The 23,972-nt window shown below is 66.7% G+C and carries 17 protein-coding genes; 11 read left to right on the forward strand and 6 right to left on the reverse strand.

Annotation, left to right across the window (positions count from 1 at the left end; translation table 11 throughout):
* The first annotated feature begins 141 nt into the window (after positions 1-141).
* The 7 genes from GT613_RS03145 (at position 142) to GT613_RS03175 (ending at position 8,836) form a co-directional block, all read left to right on the forward strand.
* Complete coding sequence (locus GT613_RS03145; protein ID WP_009608341.1) at positions 142-3,006, forward strand: molybdopterin-dependent oxidoreductase; 2,865 nt, start codon at positions 142-144, stop codon at positions 3,004-3,006.
* Positions 3,007-3,009: 3 nt separating this feature from the next.
* Positions 3,010-3,585: a 4Fe-4S dicluster domain-containing protein gene (locus GT613_RS03150; protein ID WP_009304676.1), complete on the forward strand. Its 576-nt coding sequence runs from the start codon at positions 3,010-3,012 to the stop codon at positions 3,583-3,585.
* Positions 3,582-4,439, forward strand: coding sequence for a molecular chaperone (locus GT613_RS03155; protein ID WP_009608360.1), 858 nt, complete (start codon positions 3,582-3,584; stop codon positions 4,437-4,439). Before GT613_RS03150 ends, GT613_RS03155 begins: the two co-directional genes overlap by 4 nt.
* Positions 4,440-4,511: 72 nt before the next feature.
* On the forward strand, positions 4,512-5,273 hold the full coding sequence (locus GT613_RS03160) for a DmsC/YnfH family molybdoenzyme membrane anchor subunit (protein ID WP_227101223.1): 762 nt from the start codon (positions 4,512-4,514) through the stop codon (positions 5,271-5,273).
* A gap of 124 nt (positions 5,274-5,397) precedes the next feature.
* A complete protein-coding gene (locus GT613_RS03165) occupies positions 5,398-6,807 on the forward strand; it encodes a DUF362 domain-containing protein (protein ID WP_227101221.1) in 1,410 nt (469 codons plus the stop codon).
* A gap of 82 nt (positions 6,808-6,889) precedes the next feature.
* Entirely contained in the window at positions 6,890-7,564 is a 675-nt protein-coding gene (locus GT613_RS03170) for a flavodoxin (protein WP_009304673.1), read from the forward strand.
* A 99-nt stretch (positions 7,565-7,663) separates the two neighbouring features.
* Positions 7,664-8,836 carry an iron-containing alcohol dehydrogenase gene (locus tag GT613_RS03175; RefSeq protein WP_009304672.1) on the forward strand — a complete coding sequence of 391 codons (1,173 nt, stop codon included), beginning with the start codon at positions 7,664-7,666 and terminating at the stop codon, positions 8,834-8,836.
* A 483-nt stretch (positions 8,837-9,319) separates the two neighbouring features.
* On the opposite strand, the gene ahcY is transcribed toward GT613_RS03175, so the two are convergent.
* On the reverse strand, positions 9,320-10,579 hold the full coding sequence (gene ahcY, locus GT613_RS03180) for an adenosylhomocysteinase (protein ID WP_009304671.1): 1,260 nt from the start codon (positions 10,577-10,579) through the stop codon (positions 9,320-9,322).
* 364 nt (positions 10,580-10,943) lie between these two features.
* On the opposite strand from ahcY, the gene GT613_RS03185 reads away from it, so the two are divergent.
* A complete protein-coding gene (locus tag GT613_RS03185) occupies positions 10,944-12,278 on the forward strand; it encodes a glycosyltransferase family 2 protein (protein WP_009304670.1) in 1,335 nt (444 codons plus the stop codon).
* 175 nt (positions 12,279-12,453) lie between these two features.
* On the opposite strand, the gene GT613_RS03190 is transcribed toward GT613_RS03185, so the two are convergent.
* Positions 12,454-13,383, reverse strand: coding sequence for a phosphoribosyltransferase family protein (locus GT613_RS03190; protein WP_227101219.1), 930 nt, complete (start codon positions 13,381-13,383; stop codon positions 12,454-12,456).
* A gap of 521 nt (positions 13,384-13,904) precedes the next feature.
* Between GT613_RS03190 and GT613_RS03195 the strand changes: the two genes are divergently transcribed.
* The 3 genes from GT613_RS03195 (at position 13,905) to larC (ending at position 16,394) form a co-directional block, all read left to right on the forward strand.
* Positions 13,905-14,912 (forward strand): ABC transporter substrate-binding protein, encoded by a 1,008-nt coding sequence (locus GT613_RS03195; protein ID WP_015760471.1) that lies wholly within the window; start codon positions 13,905-13,907, stop codon positions 14,910-14,912.
* Positions 14,913-15,063: 151 nt separating this feature from the next.
* On the forward strand, positions 15,064-15,843 hold the full coding sequence (larB, locus tag GT613_RS03200) for a nickel pincer cofactor biosynthesis protein LarB (protein ID WP_009304667.1): 780 nt from the start codon (positions 15,064-15,066) through the stop codon (positions 15,841-15,843).
* A complete protein-coding gene (gene larC, locus GT613_RS03205) occupies positions 15,840-16,394 on the forward strand; it encodes a nickel insertion protein (protein ID WP_009304666.1) in 555 nt (184 codons plus the stop codon). Before larB ends, larC begins: the two co-directional genes overlap by 4 nt.
* A gap of 294 nt (positions 16,395-16,688) precedes the next feature.
* On the opposite strand, the gene GT613_RS03210 is transcribed toward larC, so the two are convergent.
* The 4 genes from GT613_RS03210 to GT613_RS03225 form a co-directional block, all read right to left on the reverse strand.
* The gene (locus GT613_RS03210; RefSeq protein ID WP_009304665.1) at positions 16,689-17,618 is read right to left on the reverse strand and encodes a SufD family Fe-S cluster assembly protein; all 930 of its coding nucleotides are present in this window, start codon (positions 17,616-17,618) and stop codon (positions 16,689-16,691) included.
* Between the two features lie 103 nt (positions 17,619-17,721).
* Positions 17,722-18,498, reverse strand: coding sequence for an ABC transporter ATP-binding protein (locus tag GT613_RS03215; protein ID WP_009304664.1), 777 nt, complete (start codon positions 18,496-18,498; stop codon positions 17,722-17,724).
* Between the two features lie 558 nt (positions 18,499-19,056).
* Entirely contained in the window at positions 19,057-22,056 is a 3,000-nt protein-coding gene (locus GT613_RS03220; RefSeq protein ID WP_009304663.1) for an insulinase family protein, read from the reverse strand.
* A 225-nt stretch (positions 22,057-22,281) separates the two neighbouring features.
* Positions 22,282-23,784: an FAD-dependent oxidoreductase gene (locus GT613_RS03225; RefSeq protein WP_009304662.1), complete on the reverse strand. Its 1,503-nt coding sequence runs from the start codon at positions 23,782-23,784 to the stop codon at positions 22,282-22,284.
* Positions 23,785-23,972: the final 188 nt, after the last annotated feature.

Below are 23,972 nucleotides of genomic sequence, written 5' to 3' on the forward strand. Positions count from 1 at the left end.
CGCCCTCCTGTCGCTCGTTCAACAAAGCTATACAAAACCGGTATGAAGAACAATTCATTGTAGGCATTTTTCATAGCGCCTCGCCGGTTTTAGTATCGGCAGCAGAGAGAAACCGTGCAACTCAAGGAGAAAGGGGAGCATATGTCCCTGCTCGACAAAAGCCTGAAGCGACGTGATTTCCTGAAGGGGACGGCGGCGGCCGCAGCGGCGACGGCGGCGTTCGGGCTGTCCGGCTGCTCGACGGGCACCGCGCAGGATGCCGGATCGGACGTCGCGCACGTCGTGGCGTCCGATACCAGTATCCTAGCTGATGCGGGCGAGTGGATGCCCATTCACTGCCACCAGAACTGCAACCAGATGTGCCTGAACATGGGCTACGTGGTGGACGGCGTGGTCGTCCGCCAGAAGACCGACGACGCCCGCGAGGACAGCTTCGACTGCCCGCAGCAGCGCGGCTGCCTGCGCGGGCGGTCCCTGCGCCAGCAGGTGTACAACGCCGACCGCATCAAGTACCCCATGAAGCGCAAGAGCTGGCAGCCGGGCGGCGGCGAAAACGCCCACGGCGAGCTGCGCGGCAAGGACGAGTGGGAGCGCATCGGCTGGGACGAGGCGCTCGATTTGGTGGTAGGCGAACTCAAGCGCGTCTACGCCGAGTACGGCCAGGACGCCGTCATCTGCAACGGCTGGCGCTGGGCGCCCGGCTCGGCCATGTTCCCCGTCATCGGCGGCGCGGTGTACAACACCGAGACCGAGTCGTTCGGCTGCTGGGCCTTCCAGACCGAGGCGCTGGGCCTGTACTCCTGGGGCGATCACCCCGATATCATGATGGGCCCCGACAAGTACGACCTGCCGAACGCCGACACCATCGTGCTGTACGGCTGCAACCCCGCCTGGGCGCAGCACTCCAGCATGTACTGGCTGAACAACGCCAAGGAATCCGGCACCGGGTTCGTGTACGTGGGCCCCAGCTACAACGTGACCGCCGCGCAGCTGGGCGCGCGCTGGATCCGCGTGCGGCCGGGCACCGATACGGCGTTTTTGCTGGCCGTGATCTACGAGATGATCCGCCTGGACGAGGAGCGCGGCGACGTCATCGACTGGGACTTCGTGAACGAGCGCACGGTGGGCTTCACGCCCGAGACCATGCCGGAGGACGCGGCGACTGACGAGAACTACCGCGACTACATCCTGGGCGCCTACGACGGCACGCCGAAAACCCCGGAATGGGCGAGCGAGATCTGCGGCACGCCGGTGGAGGACATCACGTGGTACGCCGAACTGGCCGCCAAGGACAACAAGGTGATCTTCTTCCATAGCTACGCGGCCTCCCGCTACCTGGGCGCCGAGAATCTGCCGCAGGCGTTCATGACCGTGTCGGCGCTGGGCGGCCATTACGGCAAGTCGGGTCACGGCTCGGCCGCCATCTACACGTGGGACGCCGGCGATTCGGGCTACCGCCTCATCCAGCATGCGGGCGGCGAGTACGCCTACATCGACAACCTGGTGGGCTCGCCGGGAGCGACCGGCCCCAACCGCTGTATCGAAGGCAACTCGTGGTGGAGCTCGTTGGCAGAGGGGAAGTACCTGTCCTCGTCCGAGGGCCCTTACGACCTAGGATCGGGCGACGACCCCGCCAAGCTGCGCGCGAACACGCCCACCTATCACGCGGCGCGCGAGATGCCGGTCAACCCGCGCCTCATGTTCGCTACCAACTCGAACTTTATGCAGACGCGCGGCAACCTGCCCACCGCCATCAAGGTGATGCGCGCCGCCGACACCTGCATCTCGCTGGAGATCAAGTACTCGCTGACCGCCTCCTTCGCCGACATCATCCTGCCGGTGGCCACCCACTGGGAAGGCAACGACGACGAGGAGTGGGGCGAGCTCTGCTGGCCGAGCCCCTTCGGCGACGGCAACGGGCAGAAGCAGCGCAAGGACGCGCTTGTTGCCTGGCGCCCGCTGGTGAAGCCGATGTACGAGGCGCGCGAGGAGAAACGCATTTGCCGCGACATCATCGAGCGCATGGGCTTCGACGCGGACGACGCCTACCCCAAGAGCAACTACGACCAGTGGCTGGGCTACTTCCTGGGGATGCGCGAGCTTTCCGAAGACCTCTCCCGCTGGGAGCCGGTGATCACCTGGACGGCCGATGACAACCGGAAGCACCACGCGAACTATCCGGAGCAGCACGGCAAGATATCGTTCGACCAGTTCATGGCTGACGGCTCGTACGTGGCGCGCCGCTCTCCCGACGACAGGCGCAACTACGTCGGCTACCGCGACGACAAGCTGGGCATCGGCGAGAACGGCGAGGTGGTCGTGGCAGACACCGCGTGGCCGCGCCCGTCGCGTTCGGGCAAGCTGGAGATATACTGCCAGTTCAAAGCCGACAACGTGAACCGCACGGGGCTCAACTCCGAGCCCATCAAGCCTTACGCGAACTACTTCGTGCCCAACCGCGGCTACCAGGACACGTTCGCCGACTGGGACGCCAAGGTGAAGGGCGCCTACCCGCTGCAAGCGTACACGCCGCACTACATGCGCCGCGCGCACACCTGCTACGACAACATGACGTGGACGCAGGAGGCGTTCAGGAACCCGGTGTTCATGAACGCGCAGGACGCCGAGGAGCGCGGCATAAAGGCGGGCGACACAGTGGTGTGCTACAACGACTTCGGCCGCATGCTGCGCATCGCCCAGCCGCTGCAGGGGATGATGCCGGGCACCGTCGGCATCCCGCACGGCGTGCGCTCGCTGTTCGACGAGAGCGACCCCGACAGCATCGTCGACCGCGGCGGGTCGGAGCAGATGCTGTCCGACGGGCAGCAGTCGAACTACTTCCCCCAGGTGGACGGGTACAACAGCCTGCTCATCGAGATCGAGAAGTACGACGGCGAGGCGCTGGTGGAAGACTGCGACCGCGGCCCGTTCCTGGCTGCCGGCATCGACGCCGAAGGAACGCCCGCCTACGTCGCCGAAGGCATGTACGAAGGCAAGGAGGCTTAAACCATGAGCTTGGGATTCTACGTTGACGTGCAGCGCTGCATCGGCTGCCGAACCTGCCAGGTGGCGTGCAAGGACCGCCACAACCTGCAAGCGGCGGGCCCTCGCACCCGGCGCGTGGGAAGCTTCGAATGCGGGACGTACCCGGAGGTGGGCATGTTCCATCTGACGGTGTCGTGCAACCACTGCGACGATCCGGCCTGCGTTGCGGGGTGTCCCACCGGCGCCATGTTCAAGTCCGACGACGGCACGGTTCAGCATATCGACGACCGCTGCGTCGTATGCCGCAACTGCATGATCACGTGCCCCTACGGCGCGCCGCAGTTCGACGAGGACGAGAACATGATCGTGAAATGCGACGCCTGCAAGGCGCTGCGCGAGGACGGCCGCAACCCGGTGTGTGCAGACGCGTGCCCCATGCGCGCCATCGAGTTCGGCGACGTGGACGAGCTGCGAGCGAAGCACGGCGACGCCGTGAGCGAGCTGCCGGTGCTGCCGTCGGCGGCGACCACGCGGCCGAACCTGCTGCTGCACGCGTCGCCCGAGGCGCAGCGCAGCGACTTCAACGAGGTCGTGCTGTGAGCGCGCCGACCGACCCGACGGGCGAGTCCGTCGCGCTCGAGGCCCTGCTGCTCGCCCGCGCGCGCTTGTACGCGCTGTTCCACAAGCTGTTCGGCGCGGCTCCGGACGCGGCGGTGCTCGAGGCCCTGCTGGGCGGGGCGACGGCCGACGCGGTGGACGAGTACGCGGAGGACGACGAGACCATGCGCGGCTTCGGGCGCTTCCTGTCCGATTTGGCCGCTGCGGAGGGGCGCGCCACCCTGCTGGAGGCGGCGCGCGACGAGCACGTGCGCGTGCTGGTAGGCCCCGGTGCGCTGCCGGCGCTACCGTGGGAGGCGCCGCACCGCTCGGGCGAGCCGACCGTGTTCCAGGAGGGCACCCTGGCCGTGCGCGCCGCGTATCGGGCGCGCGGCGTGCAGCCTCGGAAGTTGCAGCGCGTGCCCGACGACCACGTGGCGCTCGAATGCGCGTTCATGGCGCGCGAGGCGCGGTTCTCGCTCGCGCAGCTGATCGCGGGCGACGTGCGCGAGCTGGCGGCCGGGCTGCGCGCGCAGCAGTCCTTCGTCGTCGAGCATATGACAGCGTGGCTGGGAGAGTACGCGAAGGGCCTGCGCCGCTCTGCGACGGCGGTGCTCTACCCGCAAGCGGCCGAGGCGCTGGCCGCGTTCGTCGCCCTTGATGCGACGTTCTTGGCCGAGTCGGCGCTGTGGACCGAGGAGGTTTCGGCGTCGGGCGAAAAGTTCGAAGCGCTGGGAGCGGTCGCCGGATCGCCCGAGGCGCAGGCGTTCGCCGCCGTCGAGGAGGCTCTGGCGGCGCTCGAGCAGACGCGTCCCTTCGGCATCGAGGACTACGAGCTGGCGGCATGCGAGGGCTGAAGCCCTGGCAGGAAGAGTCGGCGCGGCGGGTCGTTCGCCGCGCCTGGATCCAAGTGAGGACGGATGATGACGATGATCTCTGAGTTTCCCTTGTTCTTGTTCACGACGCTGGGCGGGCTGGCGGCCGGTGCGTACGTGGCGGCGGCGATATTTCCGGATGTTGATCGCAAGCCGAAGCGGCCGTGGCTGTTCCCGCTCGTATGCCTCGCGCTCTTGGGCGTCGGGCTGCTGGGCGTGCTCGGGCACCTCGGGCGCCCCGAGCGCTTCCTGCTGGCGATGAGCAACCCTTCGTCGATGATCGCCGAGGAGGCGTACTGGTCCATCGCATTCGGGGCGCTGATGCTGGTCGATTTCGTTTTGCTGCTGCGCCGAGGCGCCAGCCCGCGCGCTGTGCGCGTCGTGGCCGCCGTGGCAGCGGGCGCCCTCATGTGTATCATGGGATGGGTGTACTTCACGAGCTACGGCAACCCCGCCTGGGCTGCGTGGCAGACGCTGCCGCTGTTCGTGCTGGGCGATCTTGCCATGGGCTCCGCGCTGTGGGCTCTGATGCGCGAGGGCGCGTACCGCTCGGACGCGTTCGCCGCGGCCTTCGCCGCGCTCGGCGCGCTGGTCGTGGCGTCGATCGCGCTGACAGCCGCGCACTTCGCGGGGCTCGGCCACGACGCGCTGCCGTTCGCGGCCGCCGTCGTGCTGGCGGCGGCGGGCGCGGCCTTCGGCCTGCTGGCTTGGAAGGGCAGGCTGCCCGGCGCGGTTGCCCCCGTGCTCGCCTTCGTCTGCGCCTTCGCCGGCGTTGCTGTAGCCCGCTACGCGTTCTATGCCGCGAGCGTTTTGTAGGGAGGCGACGGCCTGAAAGGGGATGGTTCCCTTTCAGGCCGCTTTACGAAGCGTTTTCGATCGGCAGGATCGGCACGACATCAGAGAAACGTTGACGAAGGGAGCTGCGATGGAGGAGGCGCGTATGGATAGGCGCACGTTCGTCATGGGTGCGGCCGCGATAGGCGCGGCGGCGTTGACGGGCGGGATGCTGGGCGGATGCGCGGGCGGGGAAGGCGCGGAGCCGGCGGTAGGGTCAGCGCCCGTCGAGCCCTCGCCGATGCTCGAACCTGCCCCCGCCTCCTCCTCCGAGCCGCAGCCGTACGACTCCGTATTCCCGCCGCACGAGCCTTGTGGCCGCGGCGTGGGCGCAAGGCCGGGGCGCGTGGCCTGGGTGCGCGACGCGGCGGCCGTGACCTGGGACGGGTCGGGCTACTGGTGGCAGCGCGAGCATTTCGACGAGGACGCGGTCCGGCGCATGGTGGACGACGGCGTGGCTGCGGCGGCGGGCGCGGACGATGCGGCGGCCGGATGGCGCGTGCTGTTCGAGGCGCACAACGCGCGCGCCGGGCGCGCGGGCGGCTATCGGGCGGGCCAGCGGATCGCCGTCAAGGCGAACATGAACGGCGCGGGCACGTTCGGCGCGGACGAGGACAGCGCCATGAGCTATACGACGCCGGTTCTTTTGCGTGCGCTGCTGCTGTCGCTCGTGGAGGACGCGGGCGTAGCGGCGGGCGACATCGCGGTGTACGACGCGTGCCGCATCTTCCCGGCGCATATGATGGAGCTCTGCTCGGAGGGCGCGCTTGCCGGCGTGCGCTTCCGCTACTACGACGAGGGCGGCCCGAACGACGCCGCAGGCGACGAGAGCGCGCCCGTCGTCTGGTCGGCCGACGTGGCGGGCGCGGCGAACGTGGTGCCCGCCTGCGTGTCGGAGGCCGACTACCTGATCAACCTCGCAAGCCTCAAGGGGCACAGCTACGGCCTCACGCTGTGCGGGAAGAACCACTTCGGCTCGCTGGTCAACTCCAGCCGCCTGCGACCGCCCGAGGCCGCCGGCATCCACCGCTACGTGTCCGGCCAGGCCATGGGCATGTACACCGTGCTCGTCGACCTGTTCGCCAACCGTCTGCTGGGCGGCAAGACGATGCTGTGGATGCTGGACGGCTTGGTGCCGGCAACCTCGGAAGGCGCGTCGGTCACGCGCGAGGCGGCGCAGTGGGAGGGCGCGCCCTTCGACGGCGGGTTCGCGGCCAGCATCTTCCTGTCGCAGGATCCGGTGGCCATCGACTCGGTGGGCGCCGACTTCCTCATCAACCAGCCGGCGGTCGTCAGCCGCAACGCCGCGCTCGAGGGCAACCTGGGCGTGGAGAACTACCTGCACGAAGCCGCGTTGGCATCTGCACCGCCGTCGGGAGCCGCGTACCGCGACGGCGCAGGGAACCCGGTGGAGAGCCTCGGCGTGCACGAGCACTGGAACAATTCCGTGGAGCGCCTGTACAGCCGCGACCGCGGCGAGTCGGAGGGCATCGAGCTCGTCCGCATTCTGCGTTGATCGCTCTGCACATGATTTCCATTTGACTTGGAATCAGCTCCAGGACGTAGACTCGAAGGACGGAAGCGAGAGGAGAGTCAGCATGAGACAAAGCGAATTGGACCGGCGCACCTTCGTCATGGGGTCGTTCGGCTTCGGCATGGCGGTGCTCGGCGGCGGCATGCTCGCCGGATGCGTTGCGGCAGAGGAGCAGGTTGAGGAAAACGAAGCGCCCGCGCCGGACGAGGAGGGCGGACCGGCCGAGTCCGTTGCGTCCGAGCCCGAGCCCGCGGCCCACGGCGGGCGGGCGCTCGTGGCGGTGTTCTCGTACTCGGGCAACACGTTTTCCGTCGCCGAGCGCATCGCGGAGGCGACGGGTGCCGACCTGTTCCGCATCGAGACGACCGACGCCTATCCCGACGATTACGATGCCATGACTTCCCAGGTGCGGCGCGAACAAGACGAGGGCTACCTGCCGCCGATCGCGGCCGCGGTGCCGGATTGGGATGCCTACGATGCGGTCTACCTGGGCAATCCCATCTGGTGGGGGCGGTTGCCGCATGTGATGCGCTCGTTTCTGCTGCAGCACGACCTGGCGGGCAAGGCGGTCGCGCCGTTCTGCACGAGCGGCGGCAGCGGCATCGACGGCGCCTTGGCCGATATCCGCGATCTGTGTCCCGGTGCGAACCTGCTGGACGGCCTGACCGTCGAAAGGAGCGCCCTTCCCGATGCGCTCGATCAGGTGGCGCCCTGGATCGAGGGCTTGGGGCTTGCGTAAGGGAGCTTCGGCTGAACGGTGGCCGGTTCGGGCCGTCTGCCGGGCAGCCCGTGCAAGAAGGCAAGAAGGAAAGCAAGAGGATAGGAAAGAGGCAACACTATGAACGACTTCATCTTCCACAACCCTGCCAAGGTGTACTTCGGAAAGAACCAGCTGGAGCACCTTCCTGAAGAGCTCGCGGCCTTCGGCACGAAGGTGCTGATGGTCTACGGTGGCGGCTCCATCAAGAAGAGCGGCCTGTACGACGAGGTGCGCGGCCTTCTGGAAGGCGCCGGCATGGAACTGTTCGAGCTGGCAGGCGTCGAGCCCAACCCGCGCCATACCACCGCGAACAGGGGCGCCGCCATCTGCAGGCAGAACGGCATCGACGTGGTCCTGGCCGTGGGCGGCGGGTCCGCCATCGACTGCGCGAAGGGCGTCGCCGCGGCGGCCAAGACCGCGGACGGCGACGTATGGCCCCTGGTCGCGGGCGGCGCATGGGTGACCGATGCCCTGCCCGTGGCGGTCGTGCTCACCAACGCTGCAACCGGTTCCGAGATGGATGCTTGGAGCGTCATCTCGAACATGGACGTCAACCAGAAGATCGGCCTGGGCGGAAGCGCGCTGATCCCCCGCGTGGCCTTCGAGAACCCCGAGCACAGCTACACCCTGCCGGCGTACCAAACCGCGTGCGGCGCGTTCGACATCTTCAACCACGTGCTGGACAATTACTACCTTGCCGGCGATGCCACCTTCGACCTGGTCCTGGAGATGCAGGAGGCCGTCATGCGCACGGTGGTGAAGTGGACCCCGGTGGCGTTGGAGGAGCCTCAGAACTACGAGGCGCGTGCGAACCTGATGTGGGCATCGTCCATGGCGCTCAACACGGTGCTCGATGCGGGGACGGTGCACGGGTGTGCGTGCCATATGATGGAGCACGAGCTGTCCGCCTACTACGACATCACGCACGGTCATGGCCTGGCCATCCTTGCCCCGCGCTGGCTCGAGTACATCTTGGACGACGGGACCGCGTCCGCCATCTATCGTCTGGGCATTGCGGTGTTCGGGGTGGAAGAGGGTCTTTCGCCTGAAGAAGGCGCTCGCAGGGCGATCGAGCGCGTGAGCTCCTTCGCCTCCGAGACGCTGGGGCTTGAGGGAACCCTGACCGAGCTCGGCATCGACGAGGCGCATTTCCAGGATATGGCGCGCCACGCTTGCGGCGGCGGTCGGATCCCGGGCCTGCGCAGCCTGGGCGCGGAAGACGTGGAGCGCATCTACCGCATGTGCCTTTAGGGGCGACTCGCGTCCCACGTGGGGAAGTCCCCATGCGGGGCGCGAAGGAGGCCGGCTCCAGGGGGCGCGCGGGAAAAAGGGCAAGTTCGCGTCGATATGCGAGCTTTTCCGCGTCTCGAGTCGGCCGAGCTGCTCGTCTCGATCAAGAAACCCCAGGTCGAACGATTGTCCCTCCTGTTTATCCGCAAATGAGGATAGCAATATCGACGGGAACTTACCAGGATTTCGCGATAGCGTTCGGGGTGGGATCGGCGCGCGACGACGCTGCTCCGAGACACATCCGTGCGAGGGCGTTCGTGCGCGGCAGCCTATCTTGTGGAGGGCCTGCTGCAAAACGAGCGGGCTCTCTTGGCGAGGCGCGGGTTGGCGTCGTAGCTTCGTCATGAGGCGCCGAGCCGACGTTGGCGATCAGGTAAAAAAAGAACCCGATGCGTCATGCACCGGGTTCTTTACCTGCAGGAAAGGGCGATCCCTCGTCTGATCCTACAGCGTCTCGAAGTTCCAGGAGCTCATGTACTTGATCTGCTCCTCGGTGAGCGTGTCGATCTCGATGCCCAGCGTTTCCAGCTTCACGCGCGCCACGTGCGTATCGATGGCGGCGGGCACGTCGTACACCTTGTTCTCCAGCTCGCCGGCGTGGAGGTACAGGTACTCGGCGGCCAGCGCCTGGTTCGCGAAGCTCATGTCCATCACGGACGCGGGGTGACCCTCGGCGCACGACAGGTTCACGAGGCGGCCCTGCGCCAGCACGATCACCGTGCGGCCGTCCGGCAGCGTGTACTCTTCCACCAGCGGCTTGATCTCCTCTTTCTTCGTGGCGTGGTCTTCCAGCCACTCAAGGTTGATCTCGGAGTCGAAGTGGCCGGAGTTGCACACGATGGCGCCGTCCTTCATGTTCTCGAACGCCGGGCCGTCCACCACCTTGCAGTTGCCGGTCACGGTCACCCACACGTCGGCGAAGCGCGCCGCCTCGGCCGCGGGCATCACCTCGTAGCCCTCCATGTGCGCCTCGAGCGCCTTGAGCGGGTCGACCTCGCACACGATGACGCGCATGCCCATGCCCTTCGCGCGCAGGGCCAGGCCGCTGCCGCAGTAGCCGTAGCCCGAGATCACGATGGTGCGGCCGCACAGGAGGCGGTTCGTGGCGCGCACGATGCCGTCGAGCGTGGACTGGCCCGTGCCGTAGTGGTTGTCGAAGCAGTGCTTCGTGTTCGCGTCGTTGATGTTGAACACGGGGTAGGCGAGCGTCCCCTCGGCGGCCATGGACATGAGGCGCACGACGCCCGTCGTGGTCTCCTCGGTGCCGCCCACCACGTGCGCCAGCTTGTCGGTGAACTTGGTGTGCAGCGCGGTGTCGAGGTCGGCGCCGTCGTCCATGACGATCTGCGGGTCGCAGGCGATGACGGCCTCGATGTGGCGGTTGTAGGTGTCGGCGTCCTCGCCGGCGATGGCGAACACGTCGATGCCGAAGTCGCGCACGAGAGAGGCGGCCGTGTCGTCCTGGGTGGACAGCGGGTTGGAGGCGCACAGCGTCACCTTCGCGCCGGAGGCCGAGAGCGCGCGCATGAGGTTCGCCGTCTCGGTGGTCACGTGCATGCAGGCGCCGATGCGCACGCCGTCCAAGGGCTTCTCGCGCTCGAAGCGCTCGCGGATGGACGCCAGCACGGGCATGTCGCGGTCCGCCCACAGGATGCGGGCGAGGCCCTCGTCGGCCAGGGCGATGTCTTTGATATCGTGGTTCAAGGGTATGCCTCCATTGACATATAAGGGAACGTGCGATTCTCGATCTCTCAGATTATCATAGCCGAACCGACCTAGTTATGAAGTTCGTATGCAGAACCTTTGTGAATACCGGTGATTTATGACCTCGAATTCGGAAGAAACGGTAACGAACGGACTCGTTGTTGCCCCGAACGGCTGCTCACCCGCTATAATCTGTCCAGCTTGGAACGCGTTACAGCCAGAGCGCCGCAGCGGCGAACAGGCGGCGTTCCGCACAACCCTCAGACGAAACCGAACAACACCAGGGGGGCGGAGCGCGACCCGCAGGACGGGTGCGCGATGGCACGGCCGCAAGGAGCGTTCGCGGCCCGACAAAGGAGCAAAGGTGCTGGACCAGTTTTTTTCGCAGATCTCGTTCGTTGACATATTCAACTTCTGCGTGTTTCTCACGTTCACGATCTGCTACACGTATCAGCTCTACTACGTGTTCGTGGTGCTGACGCGCAAGCCCAAGGAGCTCACGGCGAAGAAGAACCACAAGTTCGCCGCGGTCATCTCGGCTCGCAACGAGAGCGCCGTCATCGGCGACCTCATCCACTCCATCAAGGTGCAGAACTATCCGTCCGAGCTCATCGACGTGTTCGTTATCGCCGACAACTGCACGGACGACACCGCGCGCGTGGCCCGCGAGGCAGGCGCCATCGTCTTTCCCCGCAGCAACGACAAGGAAGTTGGCAAGGGCTACGCGCTCGACTACGGCTTCCAGTGCATTCGCGAGCGCTACGCCGACAAGGGCTACGAGGCGTACTTCGTGTTCGACGCCGACAACGTGCTGGATGTGAACTACTTCCGCGAGATGAACAAGACCTTCGACAACGGAGCGAAGGCCTCGACCAGCTATCGAAACTCCAAGAACTACGACTCCAACTGGATATCCGCGGGCTACGCCGTGTGGTTCCTGCGCGAGGCGAAGTTCCTGAACCAGGCGCGTCTCACGCTGAACACCAGTTGCGCCGTGTCGGGCACGGGCTTCTTCATAGCCGCCGACATCATCGAGAAGAACGGCGGTTGGAAGTGGCACCTGCTCACCGAGGACATCGAGTTCTCTGCGAACAGCATTCTCGAGGGCACGCGCATCAGCTACACGCCCACGGCCATCCTCTACGATGAGCAGCCCATCACGTTCCGCGACTCGTGGAACCAGCGCTTCCGCTGGGCGAAGGGCTTCTACCAGGTGTTCTGGCACTACGGTGCCCGCCTGGCGAAAGGCATCGCCGTGAACCCCAAGGGCGCGCGCTTCGCTTGCTACGACATGCTCATGACCATCGCGCCGGGCATGCTGCTTACCATCGTGTCGGTGCTGTTCAACGCCATCATCGTGTTCCTCAGCCTCACCGGAGCCATGTCCACGGGCATCATGGTTGCCTCCTCGCTGTCGTCCATCCTGTTCTGCCTGCTGAACTACTTCATCTTCATGTTCATGTTCGGCGTGCTGACCACGTTCGTGGAATGGGACTCCATCCGCTCCACCACGGGCAAGAAGGTTCTGTACATGTTCACGTTCCCCGTGTTCATGATGACCTATATCCCCATCGCGCTGGTCGCGCTCGTGAAGAAGTGCAACTGGAAGCCCATCAAGCACAGCATCTCGGTGGACGTGGCCGAGCTTTCCGACGCGGCAAGCGCCGCGCCCCAAAAGCAGCGTGAGCGCACCATGTAGCACGCGGTGTCAAGTCGATATGCGAAAGCGGCGGGCCTCCGGGCCCGTCGCTTTTTTGCGCCCGGTTGGCGCACGTCTGCATCCTCGCCCGAAAAACACGCCTCGATGCATGAGGCGTGTTTTTCGGGCGAGGATGGCTTCCGACGGCGCCGATGTGCTTGCGAGTCGGGGGGGGTTACCACACGCGGGCGAAGGTGAGGCAGCGGACGGTGGCGGCTCCGGCGACGCGGACGGCGTCGGTCGCGGCGAACAGCGTGGCGCCGGTGGTGTACACGTCGTCGACCAGGATGACCGAGGGGAAGGCGCTTGCGCCGGGCAGCGGGATGAAGCGGCCTTCCATATTCGCCAATCTGTCGCGGCGCGCGAGGGCGCGCTGGTCGCGGCTGCGGGGGCGGGCGAGCACGGGCGCGACGGCGAGGCCCAGGCGGTCGGCCAGCGCCTGAGCCAGCTCCTCGCCGTGGTCGAAGCCGCGCCGTCTGCGGGCGGCGGCGGTGGCGGGCACCGGCACGATGCAGGGATGGTCGGCGAGCCAGGAGGGCGGCGCCATCGGCGCCATGAGCGTCGCCATGGCGCCTGCCAATCGCCGCTCGCCGGCATCCTTCCAAGTGCGCACGATGCGGGCGGCGGCATCGTCGAAGGCGACGGCGCTCGCGCAGGCGTCGAAGGGCGGCTCGTCGCGTCCGGCAACGCTCATCAGCACGTCGTTGCACTCGCTGCACTGCACGCGGCCGAACGGCGCGCCGCAGCGCGGGCAGGCGCGCCACCAGTCGATATGGCTCAGGTTGAGGCTGCAAGGCGCGCACAGCACCTCGCCCGGGGTGTCGCATACGGCGCAGCGCGTGGGCCACAGCGTCTCGGCGATGGCCTCGGCGGCTCCGCGCCCGTAGAGGCCCACCGTCCTCAGCAGACGCTCGCGGCGGGGAACGCGCGGGCATGCGCCTGCTTCCCGTGCGGTCGGGCGTGCGGGGGCGAGGGCGAGGGTTGTGCGGGCGATCGTCATCCTACGAGGATAGCACGGAGCCTTCCACGCGCCGCACACGGCGCTCTCATGTCCGGCACCCGCCGTTCTCGCGCGGATTCCACGCCGATCCAGCGTCGTTTCCACGCGCTTTCCCCTCGTTTCTCGCGCGCTTCTCGCATGTGCGCCGCAGGCCTGGCCGGCGTCGCGAAAGCATGCGCGCTTCACAGGGCCTTGCAGGCCTTTCGACGCGCGGAGCCTCGAAGGAGCGGCGTCCCCTCATCGTGTCCGGCGTTCGGACGGCGTGCCCGCCTGGAGCCTTTTCGGCGGCGTCCGCGCGTTTCTCGCGGATTGTGCGGCTCGGCTTTCAGGTGTTTTCATGATCTGGTACACTGAGTGACGCTTCTTTCGAGTCTGTAGTTGCGGGTTTTTCAACCTCAGTCCACGGCAGATGCGGTCGAAAGGACCCACGTAAGCCGCGCGGTCTCCGCGCGACGATCATGGCGTATCCTAGAGGTAAGCCGCACCGCCTGAGTATCGCGACATCCGGTTGCGACGGGCGAGAGGGCAAGGCGCAAGCTGAGTTCCAGTGCGCGAGTGTGGGGGCAAAGACTAGGTCAGTCGAAAGAGGCAGCATGAACATCAAGCTAGATGGAGGCTCACCGGTTATGAAGCGTTATAAAACGCTCGCGTCCTGCTGCATGGCGGTCGCGTGCATGGCGGCCCTGCTCGTCGTTCTGACGGGCTGCTCATCGCAGCAGAGCTACACTCCCCCCGAGAAGACGCCCACGCTGTCCTCGCCGACCATCGGCAAGGACGGTACGCTGCGCGTCGGTGTGAACACCGACAACCAGCCCCTGGCGGGACAGCCTTCCTCCTCGTCCAAAATCGTCGGCATCGACGTGGACGTGGCGGCGGCGCTGGCTGACAGCTTCGGGCTGAAGCTTGAGGTCGTCAACGTGGGATCGGATGCCGAATCGGCCCTCAAAGAGGGAACGGTCGACATCGTCATGGGCATCGACAAGTCCGACAGCAGCACCTCGTTCTGGAAGTCTGACGCGTACCTGCCTACGGCCGTGGCGTTGTTCTCCGCGCCGTCCAACACGCAGGTTCCCACGAACGTCGTCGAGACGAAGATCGCCGCGCAGGTGTCGTCGAAGAGCGCTTGGGCGGTGACGAACGAATTCGACAAGGCAACCTTCTCCACGACCGACGACCTCAAGAGCGCGTTCGCCGAGCTGGCCTCGGGCCAGGTGCAGTACGTGGCGGCCGATGCCATCATCGGGACGTACGCGGCGCACAGCGCGGGCGACGACGTGCATATCGTGGCGCTCATGCAGCAGGCGGGCGGCTACGGCGTGGGCGTGTCGGATGCGAACACCGATCTCAAGCAAGCGGTCTCCGAAGCCCTCGCCACGCTGACCGGCAACGGCACCATCGGCGTCATCGAGACGAAGTGGCTGGGTACCGCGCTCGACCTTTCGTCCACGCCGCTGACTGCCGGCGCCACCAAGTCCACGGACGCGGGCGCGACCGTTGCTTCGAAGGAGCCGAAAGACGAGAGCGAAGGCGAGAACGCTGACGGGGACGCTGCTCCTGCCGACGAAGGCACGGGTGCCGGCGACGAGGTGAACGCGGGCGAGAACGCCGTGCAGCCTGGAGACGTCGCTGCTTAGAGCCGAGATCCTCCCGAACGTTCGAAAGCCCTGGAACGCCGACATCGTGCGTCCGGGGCTTTCTTTATGACGGGGAAGGAGAAGCGCTTGACTTGGAGTGCGCTCCAAGTGGTTCAATGGTCGACGATCGGTATCATGACGGAGGTTGAACATGGAGCAACGACAACTGCGCGAGCTGCTCGAGCGCGTCGCGGCGGGCGAGACCGCCGTCGACGAGGCCGAGCAGGCGCTGCGCATCGCCCCGTTCACGGAGCTGGGCTACGCGACGGTGGACAACCATCGCGGCATGCGCCAGGGCGTGTCGGAGGTGGTGTACGGTGCGGGCAAGACGGCCGAGCAGATAGCGGGCGTGTGCCGCGCGCTCGTGGAGAACGGGCAGGAGCGCGTGCTGGTCACCCGGCTCGACGCCGAGAAGGCCGCCGCGGTCGAACGTGCCCTGGAAGGCGCGTGCCCTCTCGCGTTCGCTTACCGCCAAGGACCGCGTCTCGGCATCCTGGGCGAGGCGCCCGAGCCCGACGGCAACGGGCCTATCGTGATAGCCGCCGCCGGCACGAGCGACCTTCCGGTGGCGGAGGAAGCCGCCGTGACGGCCGAGATGCTGGGCAACGAAGCGGTGCGCCTGTACGACGTGGGCGTGGCCGGCATCCATCGCTTGCTGGCGCATGCCGACGACATCGCGCGGGCCAGCGTCGTGGTGGCGGTGGCGGGCATGGAGGGCGCGCTGGCCAGCGTGGTGGGCGGTCTCGCGTCGTGCCCGGTGATCGCCGTGCCCACGAGCGTGGGCTACGGCGCCAGCTTCGGCGGCGTCGCGGCCCTGCTGGCCATGCTGAACTCGTGCGCCTCGGGCGTGTCCGTCGTCAACATCGACAACGGCTTCGGCGCGGGCTACCAGGCCCATATGATCAACCATGTGAAAGCGAGGACGGCATGACGACGTTGGTTTGGAACTTGGAAGAGAACGCCACGCGGCGGCACCTGCTGGCCGAGGCGTTGCTGCAACTGCCCGAAGAGCGGCGCGCGCAGGTGCTGGAGGCCGCCGAAGCGGCCGGCGTGCCCGACGGGCATCATCACGACCTGGGCGAGGTGAACGCCACCATCGATGCGCTCGATGCGAGCGAGCGGGCGAAGGACGACATGCGCGCCGTCTACCGCATCCTCGCCGAGGCCGAGGCGACGGCGCACGGCTGTGCGGTGGAGGAGACGCACTTCCACGAAGTGGGCAACGGCGAGGCGCTGCGCAACGTGCTCGCTATCTGCCTGGCCGTGGAGGCGCTCGACCCGGACGAGATCGCGGCCACCCGCGTGCAGACCGGCAGCGGCACCGTGCGATGCGCCCACGGCGAGCTGCCCATCCCCGCGCCGGCCACCGCCGCCATCATCGCCCGCGGCATCCCCACGTGCGATCGCAAGCTGGAAGGCGAGCGCTGTACCCCCACGAGCGCCGCCGTCATCCTCCACTTCGTGCAGCGCTACGACGCGTAGCAACCCGCTCCGCCGCTCCGCGTCGTAGCGCTTCGTCAGAGTGTTTCACGTGAAACACTCGTTCGAGCAAACAAATGTTTCACGTGAAACATCCGCGCGGCATTTGGAGGGAGAACAACGCCTCGCGGGTTGGCGCAGCAAGGCAGCGAGAAGGCCCCCGGCGTTCGGAGTTGTCCCGCTGCGCTGCCAAGCGTACTTCGGTACGCGCCGAGCGGCGCACAAGGGGCAAGGCCGGATGCCGGGGGCCTTCGCAGTGCCGGGTCGTTCCGTCGGCCGCGAGGCCGACGGAACCGGCTAGTTCAGGAAGTCCTCGAGGATCTCCTGCTCGGCTTCCTCTTCGGTCAGCCCCAGGGTCATGAGCTTCGTGATCTGGTCGCCGGCGATCTTGCCGATGGCGGCCTCGTGCACCAGCAGGGCGTCCTCGTGGGCGGCCTCGATGCCGGGGATGGCGGTCACCTTCGCCGTGCCCATGAGGATGGCGTCGCACTGCACGTGGCCGCGGCACTGCGCCTCGCCGATGACCAGCGGGTTGAAGATCTGCTTGGAGTTGTCCTGCGCCACCGAGCGCGAGATTACCTGCACGCTGGAATCGTCGCCCTTGAGCTCCACCTTCATGTTCGAGGTGGCCACCTGGTCGTCGTGGGTCAGCAGCTTCTCGGTCAGCACCAGCTTCGCGCCCGCGCCCAGCTCGGCGTTCGTGTCGCGCACGGTGGACGACACGCCGCGCAGCTGTGTGAGCTCCATCTCGCAGCTGGAATTCTCGTCCATGATCACGTTGGTCACGGGGTTGAGGATGCGCTCGCCGGTGCCGGTGCCTTCACCGTAGTGCTTCTCCACGTACTTCACGCGGCTGTTCTTGCCGCAGTAGAAGGTATGGATGCCGTCATGCTCGGAGGCCTGGTGGCTCTCGTTGTGGATGCCGCAGCCGGCGATGATGGTCACGTCGCAGTCGTCCTCGATGTAGAACGTGTTGTACACGACGTCCTTCAGGCCCGCCTGCGTGACGATGACCGGGATGTACACCGTCTCGCCCTTCGTGCCGGCCTTGATGCGGATGTCGATGCCGGGGTTGTCCGTCTTCGTGGCGATCTCGATGTTCGCCGAGGAGTGGCGCTCGACGAGCTCGCCGTCCTTGCGGATGTTGAACGCGCCTTTCGGCATGCCGTGTATGTTGGCGATCTCGGCGAGCAGGCTCTCGTCGATGGGGGAAAGATCAACAGCCATGATGGCCTCCTTCTGGTTCAAAGCGGCGGCTTCGTGCAGCTGCCGCGTGCGTGAACGCGAACGAATGTTTCACGTGAAACATTCGCAGCGCGGCGTGGGCGGGTTAGCAGGTGGTGGCGATCTCCGTGAGGTGCAGCTCGGTGGGGGTGCTCAGCTGGCAGCCGGGGATGCCCTTCGCCACGAAGCCCAGCTTCGGCATGAGCTCCTCGGGCGTGCCCGTCTCGGCAACCTTGCCGTCGCGCAGAAGCACGATCTCGTCGGCCAGCTGGATGATGCGCTCCTGGTGCGAGATGATCACGATGGAGCGGCCGTCGCGCGCCTCGTGGATGTCGCGGAACGTCTCGGTCAGGCGGTCGAAGCTCCACAGGTCGATGCCCGCCTCGGGCTCGTCGTAGATGGCCAGCTTCGGGTCGCGCGCGAGGATGGTGGCGATCTCGATGCGCTTCACCTCGCCGCCGGACAGGTTCTTGTCCACCTCGCGCGTGAGGTAGCTGGCCGAGCACAGGCCCACCTTCGCCAGGTACTCGTTGCACGCGAGCATCGGCAGCTTCTTGCCGGCCGCGATGTCCAGCAGCTTCTTCACCTTCATGCCCTTGAAGCGTGCGGGCTGTTGGAAACCGTAGCCGATGCCCTTCTTGGCGCGCTCGGAGATGGACAGGTCGGTGATGTCCTCGCCGTCCAGCAGGATCTGGCCGCTCGTCGCGCGCTCGACGCCCATGATGAGCTTGGCCAGCGTCGACTTGCCCCCGCCGTTCGGGCCGGTGATAACCGTGAAGCGGCCGTCGGGGATGGTGAGCGACAGATCGTCGATGATGCGCTTCGTTTCCTTCGATCCGTCCGCAAGCGGCACCTCGAAGGTGAGGTTCTTGAGTTCCAGCATAACAGCAGCTCTCCGTATTCTTCTCGTCTATTTGATACTGTATTACTATCATTATTGCGGCGCTCGGTCAAGCGCGGCCGCATGCTCGGCGACAGGCGCGTCCGCCTCGGCCGTCAACGGCCGGGACGACCCCCGGATCCAATCGCTTCGCACGCACTCGGTTCCAACCGCTTATTCTAGCTCAAGCGCGAGGACGTGTGCTTCGGAAGTACGATTTTCAGGGCTTGCCAGGCAAAGGCCGGCGTGCGAGCATCCGGCAGGGGTTCGGGTGGCGATAATGCATCGAATTCGGAACTCTCAGGGCTGCGTTGCGGAGAGCCCGAGGGGTTCCTTTCGACGGAATGCCTGGTCGCAAAATGCGCGACACCATAGCAGGGCCGCTATTCGCGCTTTCGACCCCCGCGCGTATTCCGAATTCGATGCATTGTTGCCATTCCGGCCTCGGTCCGTGATCGCCGTGACGCGCTGTCGCGGTTGCGTGCGAAAGGGGCTGGGCGCGAGGCGGCCCCGGCGTCTGCGTCGGGGCCGCGGTCGAAGCGCTCTGTTTACGTCGCGGGCCTACTCGTTCAGCAGGTCGATAACCGCAAGGCCGGCATCGGACGCCTCGATGATGTCCTTGCTGCCGAACACGCACACGGCGTTCATCGCGACGGCTTCGGCGATGGGCCCGGCCAGCGCGCGCAGCGCAGCGGCGTCCGCGTCGATCATCTGGGCGCGCGTGGCGGCACGGCTCTCGGGCGTGCGTCCGCCGAAGAAGTCGCCGTCCTGGCGCCGCACGAGGGCGCGCGCCTTGAGCGGGGTGTCGAACCCGGCCACGGTGCTCACCACGTAGCCTTCCATCGCCTCGGCGGCGGGGTCGAACTTGGCCAACCACTCGGAAGCCCTGGCGAAGTGGGCCAGCGTGTCGTCGAGGTGCGGGTCGCGATACGAGTAGAAGCGCAGATTGCCGGTGCGCGCCGTCTGGAAGCCCGCCCCGTACGCGCCGCCCTTCACGCGCACCTCGTTCCACAGGTAGTCGTAGGAAAGCGCCCGCGCGGCCACCTGCCAGGCGCCCGTGTAGCCCGCGTCGAAGGCGCGGCGGTCGAAGCCCTGGGCCGCATAGCACACGTCGGTGGGCACGATGAACGCCTCATTGAGCGCCACGGGGTCGGGCGCGATCAAGCGCACGCCGTCAGCGGGGCGCGTGCGGCCGAGCGCGGCGCCTGCGGCCAGGAAGCGCTCGTAGTCGCCGTCCGTGCCGGTGAAGCTCAGCGTCAGAGCGTCGTCGGCGAACAGGCGCGCGGCGAGGTCGGCCAGGCGCGCGGACACCTCTTCGGCGCGCTCGTCGAACGAGGCCAGCAGCTGCTTGAGGAAGCGGTAGAACCCGACGCCGCCCAGCTGCTCGCGCACCACGCCGGCCGGCAGGTAGTACGAGGCCAGGTGCGCCATGGCGCTGGCGTGCCCCGCGTTCGCGAAGCCCTGCTCCATGCCGATGCGGCGCTGCTGCAGCACGTCCTTGATCTTGCCCGTGTCGGAGAAGTCGGTCTCCAGCATGATCTCGCGGGGCAGCTCGGCCAGCTCGCGCACGTTCTCGGTCAGAGCGCTGGAGCTGACGACGAACTTCGGAGCCAGGGCAGCGGGGTCGGTCTCGCTCTCGTAAATCTCGGCGAAGAACGTGAGGTTGCCCAGCTTGCCGTTGACGAGCGTGTCCAGCTCGGAGGCGGTATGTCGTGCGGTTCCCAGCTTGCCCAGCACGAGGCCCAGAACGGCCACGTAAGGAAGTTCGTCGAACGCGACGCGGTCGAGGTCGAAGTAGCGGTAGGCGTAGGCGATGCCGCGCGTGGGAACGTCGTGGCGCAGCGTAGGAACAGACGCGTCTTCTACCGGGCCGTACGCGGGCTCCTCGGGAGCGTCCTTTATGTCGGCTACCGACAGGCGCGGCAGCACGGCCAAAGCTTCGGGCGAGTCGGGCTCCTCCTGCAAGCGGCGCAGCGCGGCCTCCTCGTCGGCCACGCGAACGTAGTCCTCGGGAGTCATGGCGGCTTCGACGGCGGCCAGGCGCTCCTCCTCGTAGGCGTCCTCGTCGCCGTCGACCGGCACGATCTCCACCTCGGCCATATGGTCGCTGTCCAGGAACACCTCGCGGATCAGCCGCTCGAAATACCCCTCGTCCAGCGCTTTGCGCAGAAACGCGAAGTCGTCCTCGTACTTGAGGTAGGACGTGGCCGCATCGTCGTCGTACAGCCAGCCCGCCAGCGAGCTCATCGCCAGCGCTACGCCGTCGGGCATGCCGTACTCGCGCTCGCGCATGACGAACTCGGCGCGCGACAGCGACGCCTCCACGAGCGTGCGGTCGAGCCCTCCGTCGGCCAGCTTGCGCAGCGTTTCCTCCACGACCGGGCGGAAACGCTCGGCACCGCCTTCCTCCAGTCCGCGCAGCTGGATGACCGCGAACGGCTGCAGCAGCGAGTCGGCGAAGAACGCCGTAGCGTCGGCCGCCAGCCCCGCGTCCAGCAGGGCGCGCTTGAGCGGCGCCTCGTTCGAGCCTGCGATGGCGTCGATGAGGATGTCCACGGCCGTCATGCGCGTGCGCTCGCACGCGTTGCCGATGACGTAGCCCAGCCCGGCGCACGCGTTCTCGGGCGCGGTAGCCATGTTCCTCTTCACGCCCAGCGCGCGTACGGGCGCCTGCTCGCGCAGCTCGTGGGGGCCGAGAGGCGCGCCCTCGGAGCCGATGCCCGTCGCGGCCGCCTGCTCGTCGGCGACGGGGGACAGGTAGCGTTCGTTGAGGAAGGCCAGCATGCCGTCCAGGTCGAGATCGCCGTACAACGTGAGGTAGCTGTTGTCCAGGCGGTAGTGGCGGCGGTGCTCCTCCAGGAACTGCTCGTAGGTGAGGTCGGGGATGGCGCGCGGCGTGCCGCCCGACTCGAAGCGGTAGGCCGTGTCGGGGAACAGCGCCGCCTGCAGCTCGTCGTACAGCACCGAATTCGGATCGGACAGCGCGCCCTTCATCTCGTTGTACACCACGCCGTTCAGCACGAGGCGCGCAGACCCGTCGGCGGCTTCCGTGGCGGCCACGGCGTCGCCTGCAACGGAGTCGCCCGCTTCGGCTTCCGTGTCGCCGCCCAGCTCGTAGTGCCAGCCCTCCTGTTCGAAGATGGCGCGTTTACGGTAGATGGCCGGGTGCAGCACCGCGTCGAGGTACACGTCGGCGAGGTTCAGCAAGTCCTGGTCGTTCGTGCTGGCCACCGGATACATCGTCTTGTCGGGGAAGGTCATGGCGTTCAGAAACGTCTGCATCGAGCTTTTCAGCAGGTCGACGAACGGCTCCTTGACGGGAAACTTGTCCGAGCCGCACAGCACCGAGTGCTCCAGGATGTGGAACACGCCCGTGTCGTCGGCGGGCGGCGTCTTGAACGCGATGGAGAACGCCTTGTTGTTGTCGTCGTTTCGCAGGTACAGCAGCTGCGCGCCGCTCTTGTCGTGGTCGAGCACGTACGCCGTGCCGTCGATCTCGGGAAGTTCTTCGCGCGTGCGCACGGTGAATCCGTGCAGCTTCTGCTCGGGAGCAAGGTCCATGCAATGCCGCCTTTCCGGATGAGCTCGATACCGATAATCGGCCGTCGAGCGCGAGTTCGTGTGTCGACGTCTATGATAGCGCGAACAGGTCGCATCGTCGTCAGGGTTCGCCGACGATCCGGAGAATCGTTGCACACCGGTTAAGCCCAAGGCGCTCATGCGGGGCGAGAGGCCCGCCCAAGCAGGCAGGCCTCTCGAAGGGGAGGGGGCGATTGTCCGATGCCGCTAGGCTGCGGAGGCCTCCGCAGCGGCGCTTCGACCCGCGATGCGGCCGAGCGTCATCGCGCTGAGCACCGTGGCTCCGGCGGCGCAGTTCCACTCGCATACCACGCCGGCGGCGTACAGGCCGGGGATCGGTTCGGTCAGCGAGCCGCTGGAAGCCAAGGCGAGCCTGAGGGCCTGAGCCTGCTCGTTCGTCTTGAAGCCGCCGACGGTGACCGAGGTGCTCACGGCGATAGGAGCTGCGTAGAAGGGGCCGGTCATGGGCACCATCTTGTCGGCGGGAGTTCCGCAGTCCTCGTCCTTGCCCGCTTCGCAGAAGCCGTTATAGCGCTCGACGGTGGCCTTCGCCTTCGCGCCGTCGAGGCCTACCATGCCGGCGACTTCCTCTACGGTGTCGGCGGTGGCCCATTTCAGCGGGTACGTGGCCTGCATGGCGTCCAGCTCGGGCGTGGTTCCCAGCAACGCGATGACCGGCGATCCCTGCTCGTTCTGCTTGCGCACGATGGCGCGGTGCCCGTTGGGGTTTTCGTAGGGGGTCGATTCGTCGAAGAAGCGCTGGCCTTCGGCATCGAGCCAGAGCCCCGGCAGGCGCATCCCGTAGTTGATGTTGACGATGCTGCCCGATTCAAGGCCTGCCAACGAGCTCATCAGCGGCATGTCCGAGACGCGTGTGGTGTAGGCGCCCAGCTCCATGGCCATGACCAGGCCGTCGCCCGTGGCTCCGGGGTTCGAGCCCGGCAGCAGGTTGGCGCATTCGGCGTTCATCTGGCCGATCATGGCCGTGCTTCCGGCGAAGCTGCCCGTTGCCATGACCACGCCTTTGTTCGCCTTGATGCGCACGGGGTTCTTCTTCTGAACCGCCTCCACGCCGATGACGCGTCCGTCGGCGTCGGCGACCAGCTTCGTTGCCGAGGTGTCGGTGAGCGTGCCCACGCCGGCTTTTTCGGCCGTCTCGGCGAGCACGCGCACCATCTCGGCGCCCTTGCCATCGACATGGTGGATGACCGGCAGTTCGGTGTACCCGAACAGCGGCCCTACTTCCTTCAGGAAAGGCACGCCCATCTCCTGCAGCCAATCGATCGTCTCTCCGCTCTTGTCGGCCAGCACGCGCGCGATGGCGGGATCCTTCGGTCCGTACCATTCGGGATGACGCGTGAACCAGCGGTACACGTCGTCGGCGTCGGCGTCGATGCCCTGCTCTTTCGCCAGTTTGGTGCCCCAGCCGCCCAAGATGCCGTCGCTCAGCGCGGAGTCGCCTCCGACGGCGCTGGCCTTCTCGAGCAGCAGCACGCTCGCACCCGCGTTCGCGGCTTCGATGGCGGCCGCGAGTCCGGCCCCGCCTGCTCCCACCACCACGACATCGGCTTCCTGATCCCACTCCTGCGAATCGCTCGAGGACGTCGGTGCGCTGCATCCGGCCAAGAACGAGGACGCCGCAACGCCCATAGTGCCGGCGAGCGCCGCTCCTACGAATCCCCTTCGCGTCATGCGCTTTCCATCGCTCATGATCCCACTCCCTTTCATGATGTTGTCGATTGTTCCTCCCTTTCGGCTTGCGCCTGGCGAAAAGGGTACGCGGCCATCGATTTAACTGTCAATATCTGGAAAATTGATAGTTATCTGAGGCTTTCCCGAAGTGCGAAAAGCGGGGAATCCCCGAAGAAATACCAGTTCAAACCTCTTGCCACCGTTGT

The sequence above is a fragment of the Eggerthella sp. BIOML-A4 genome, from assembly GCF_009875575.1.
Lineage (GTDB): Bacteria > Actinomycetota > Coriobacteriia > Coriobacteriales > Eggerthellaceae > Eggerthella > Eggerthella lenta.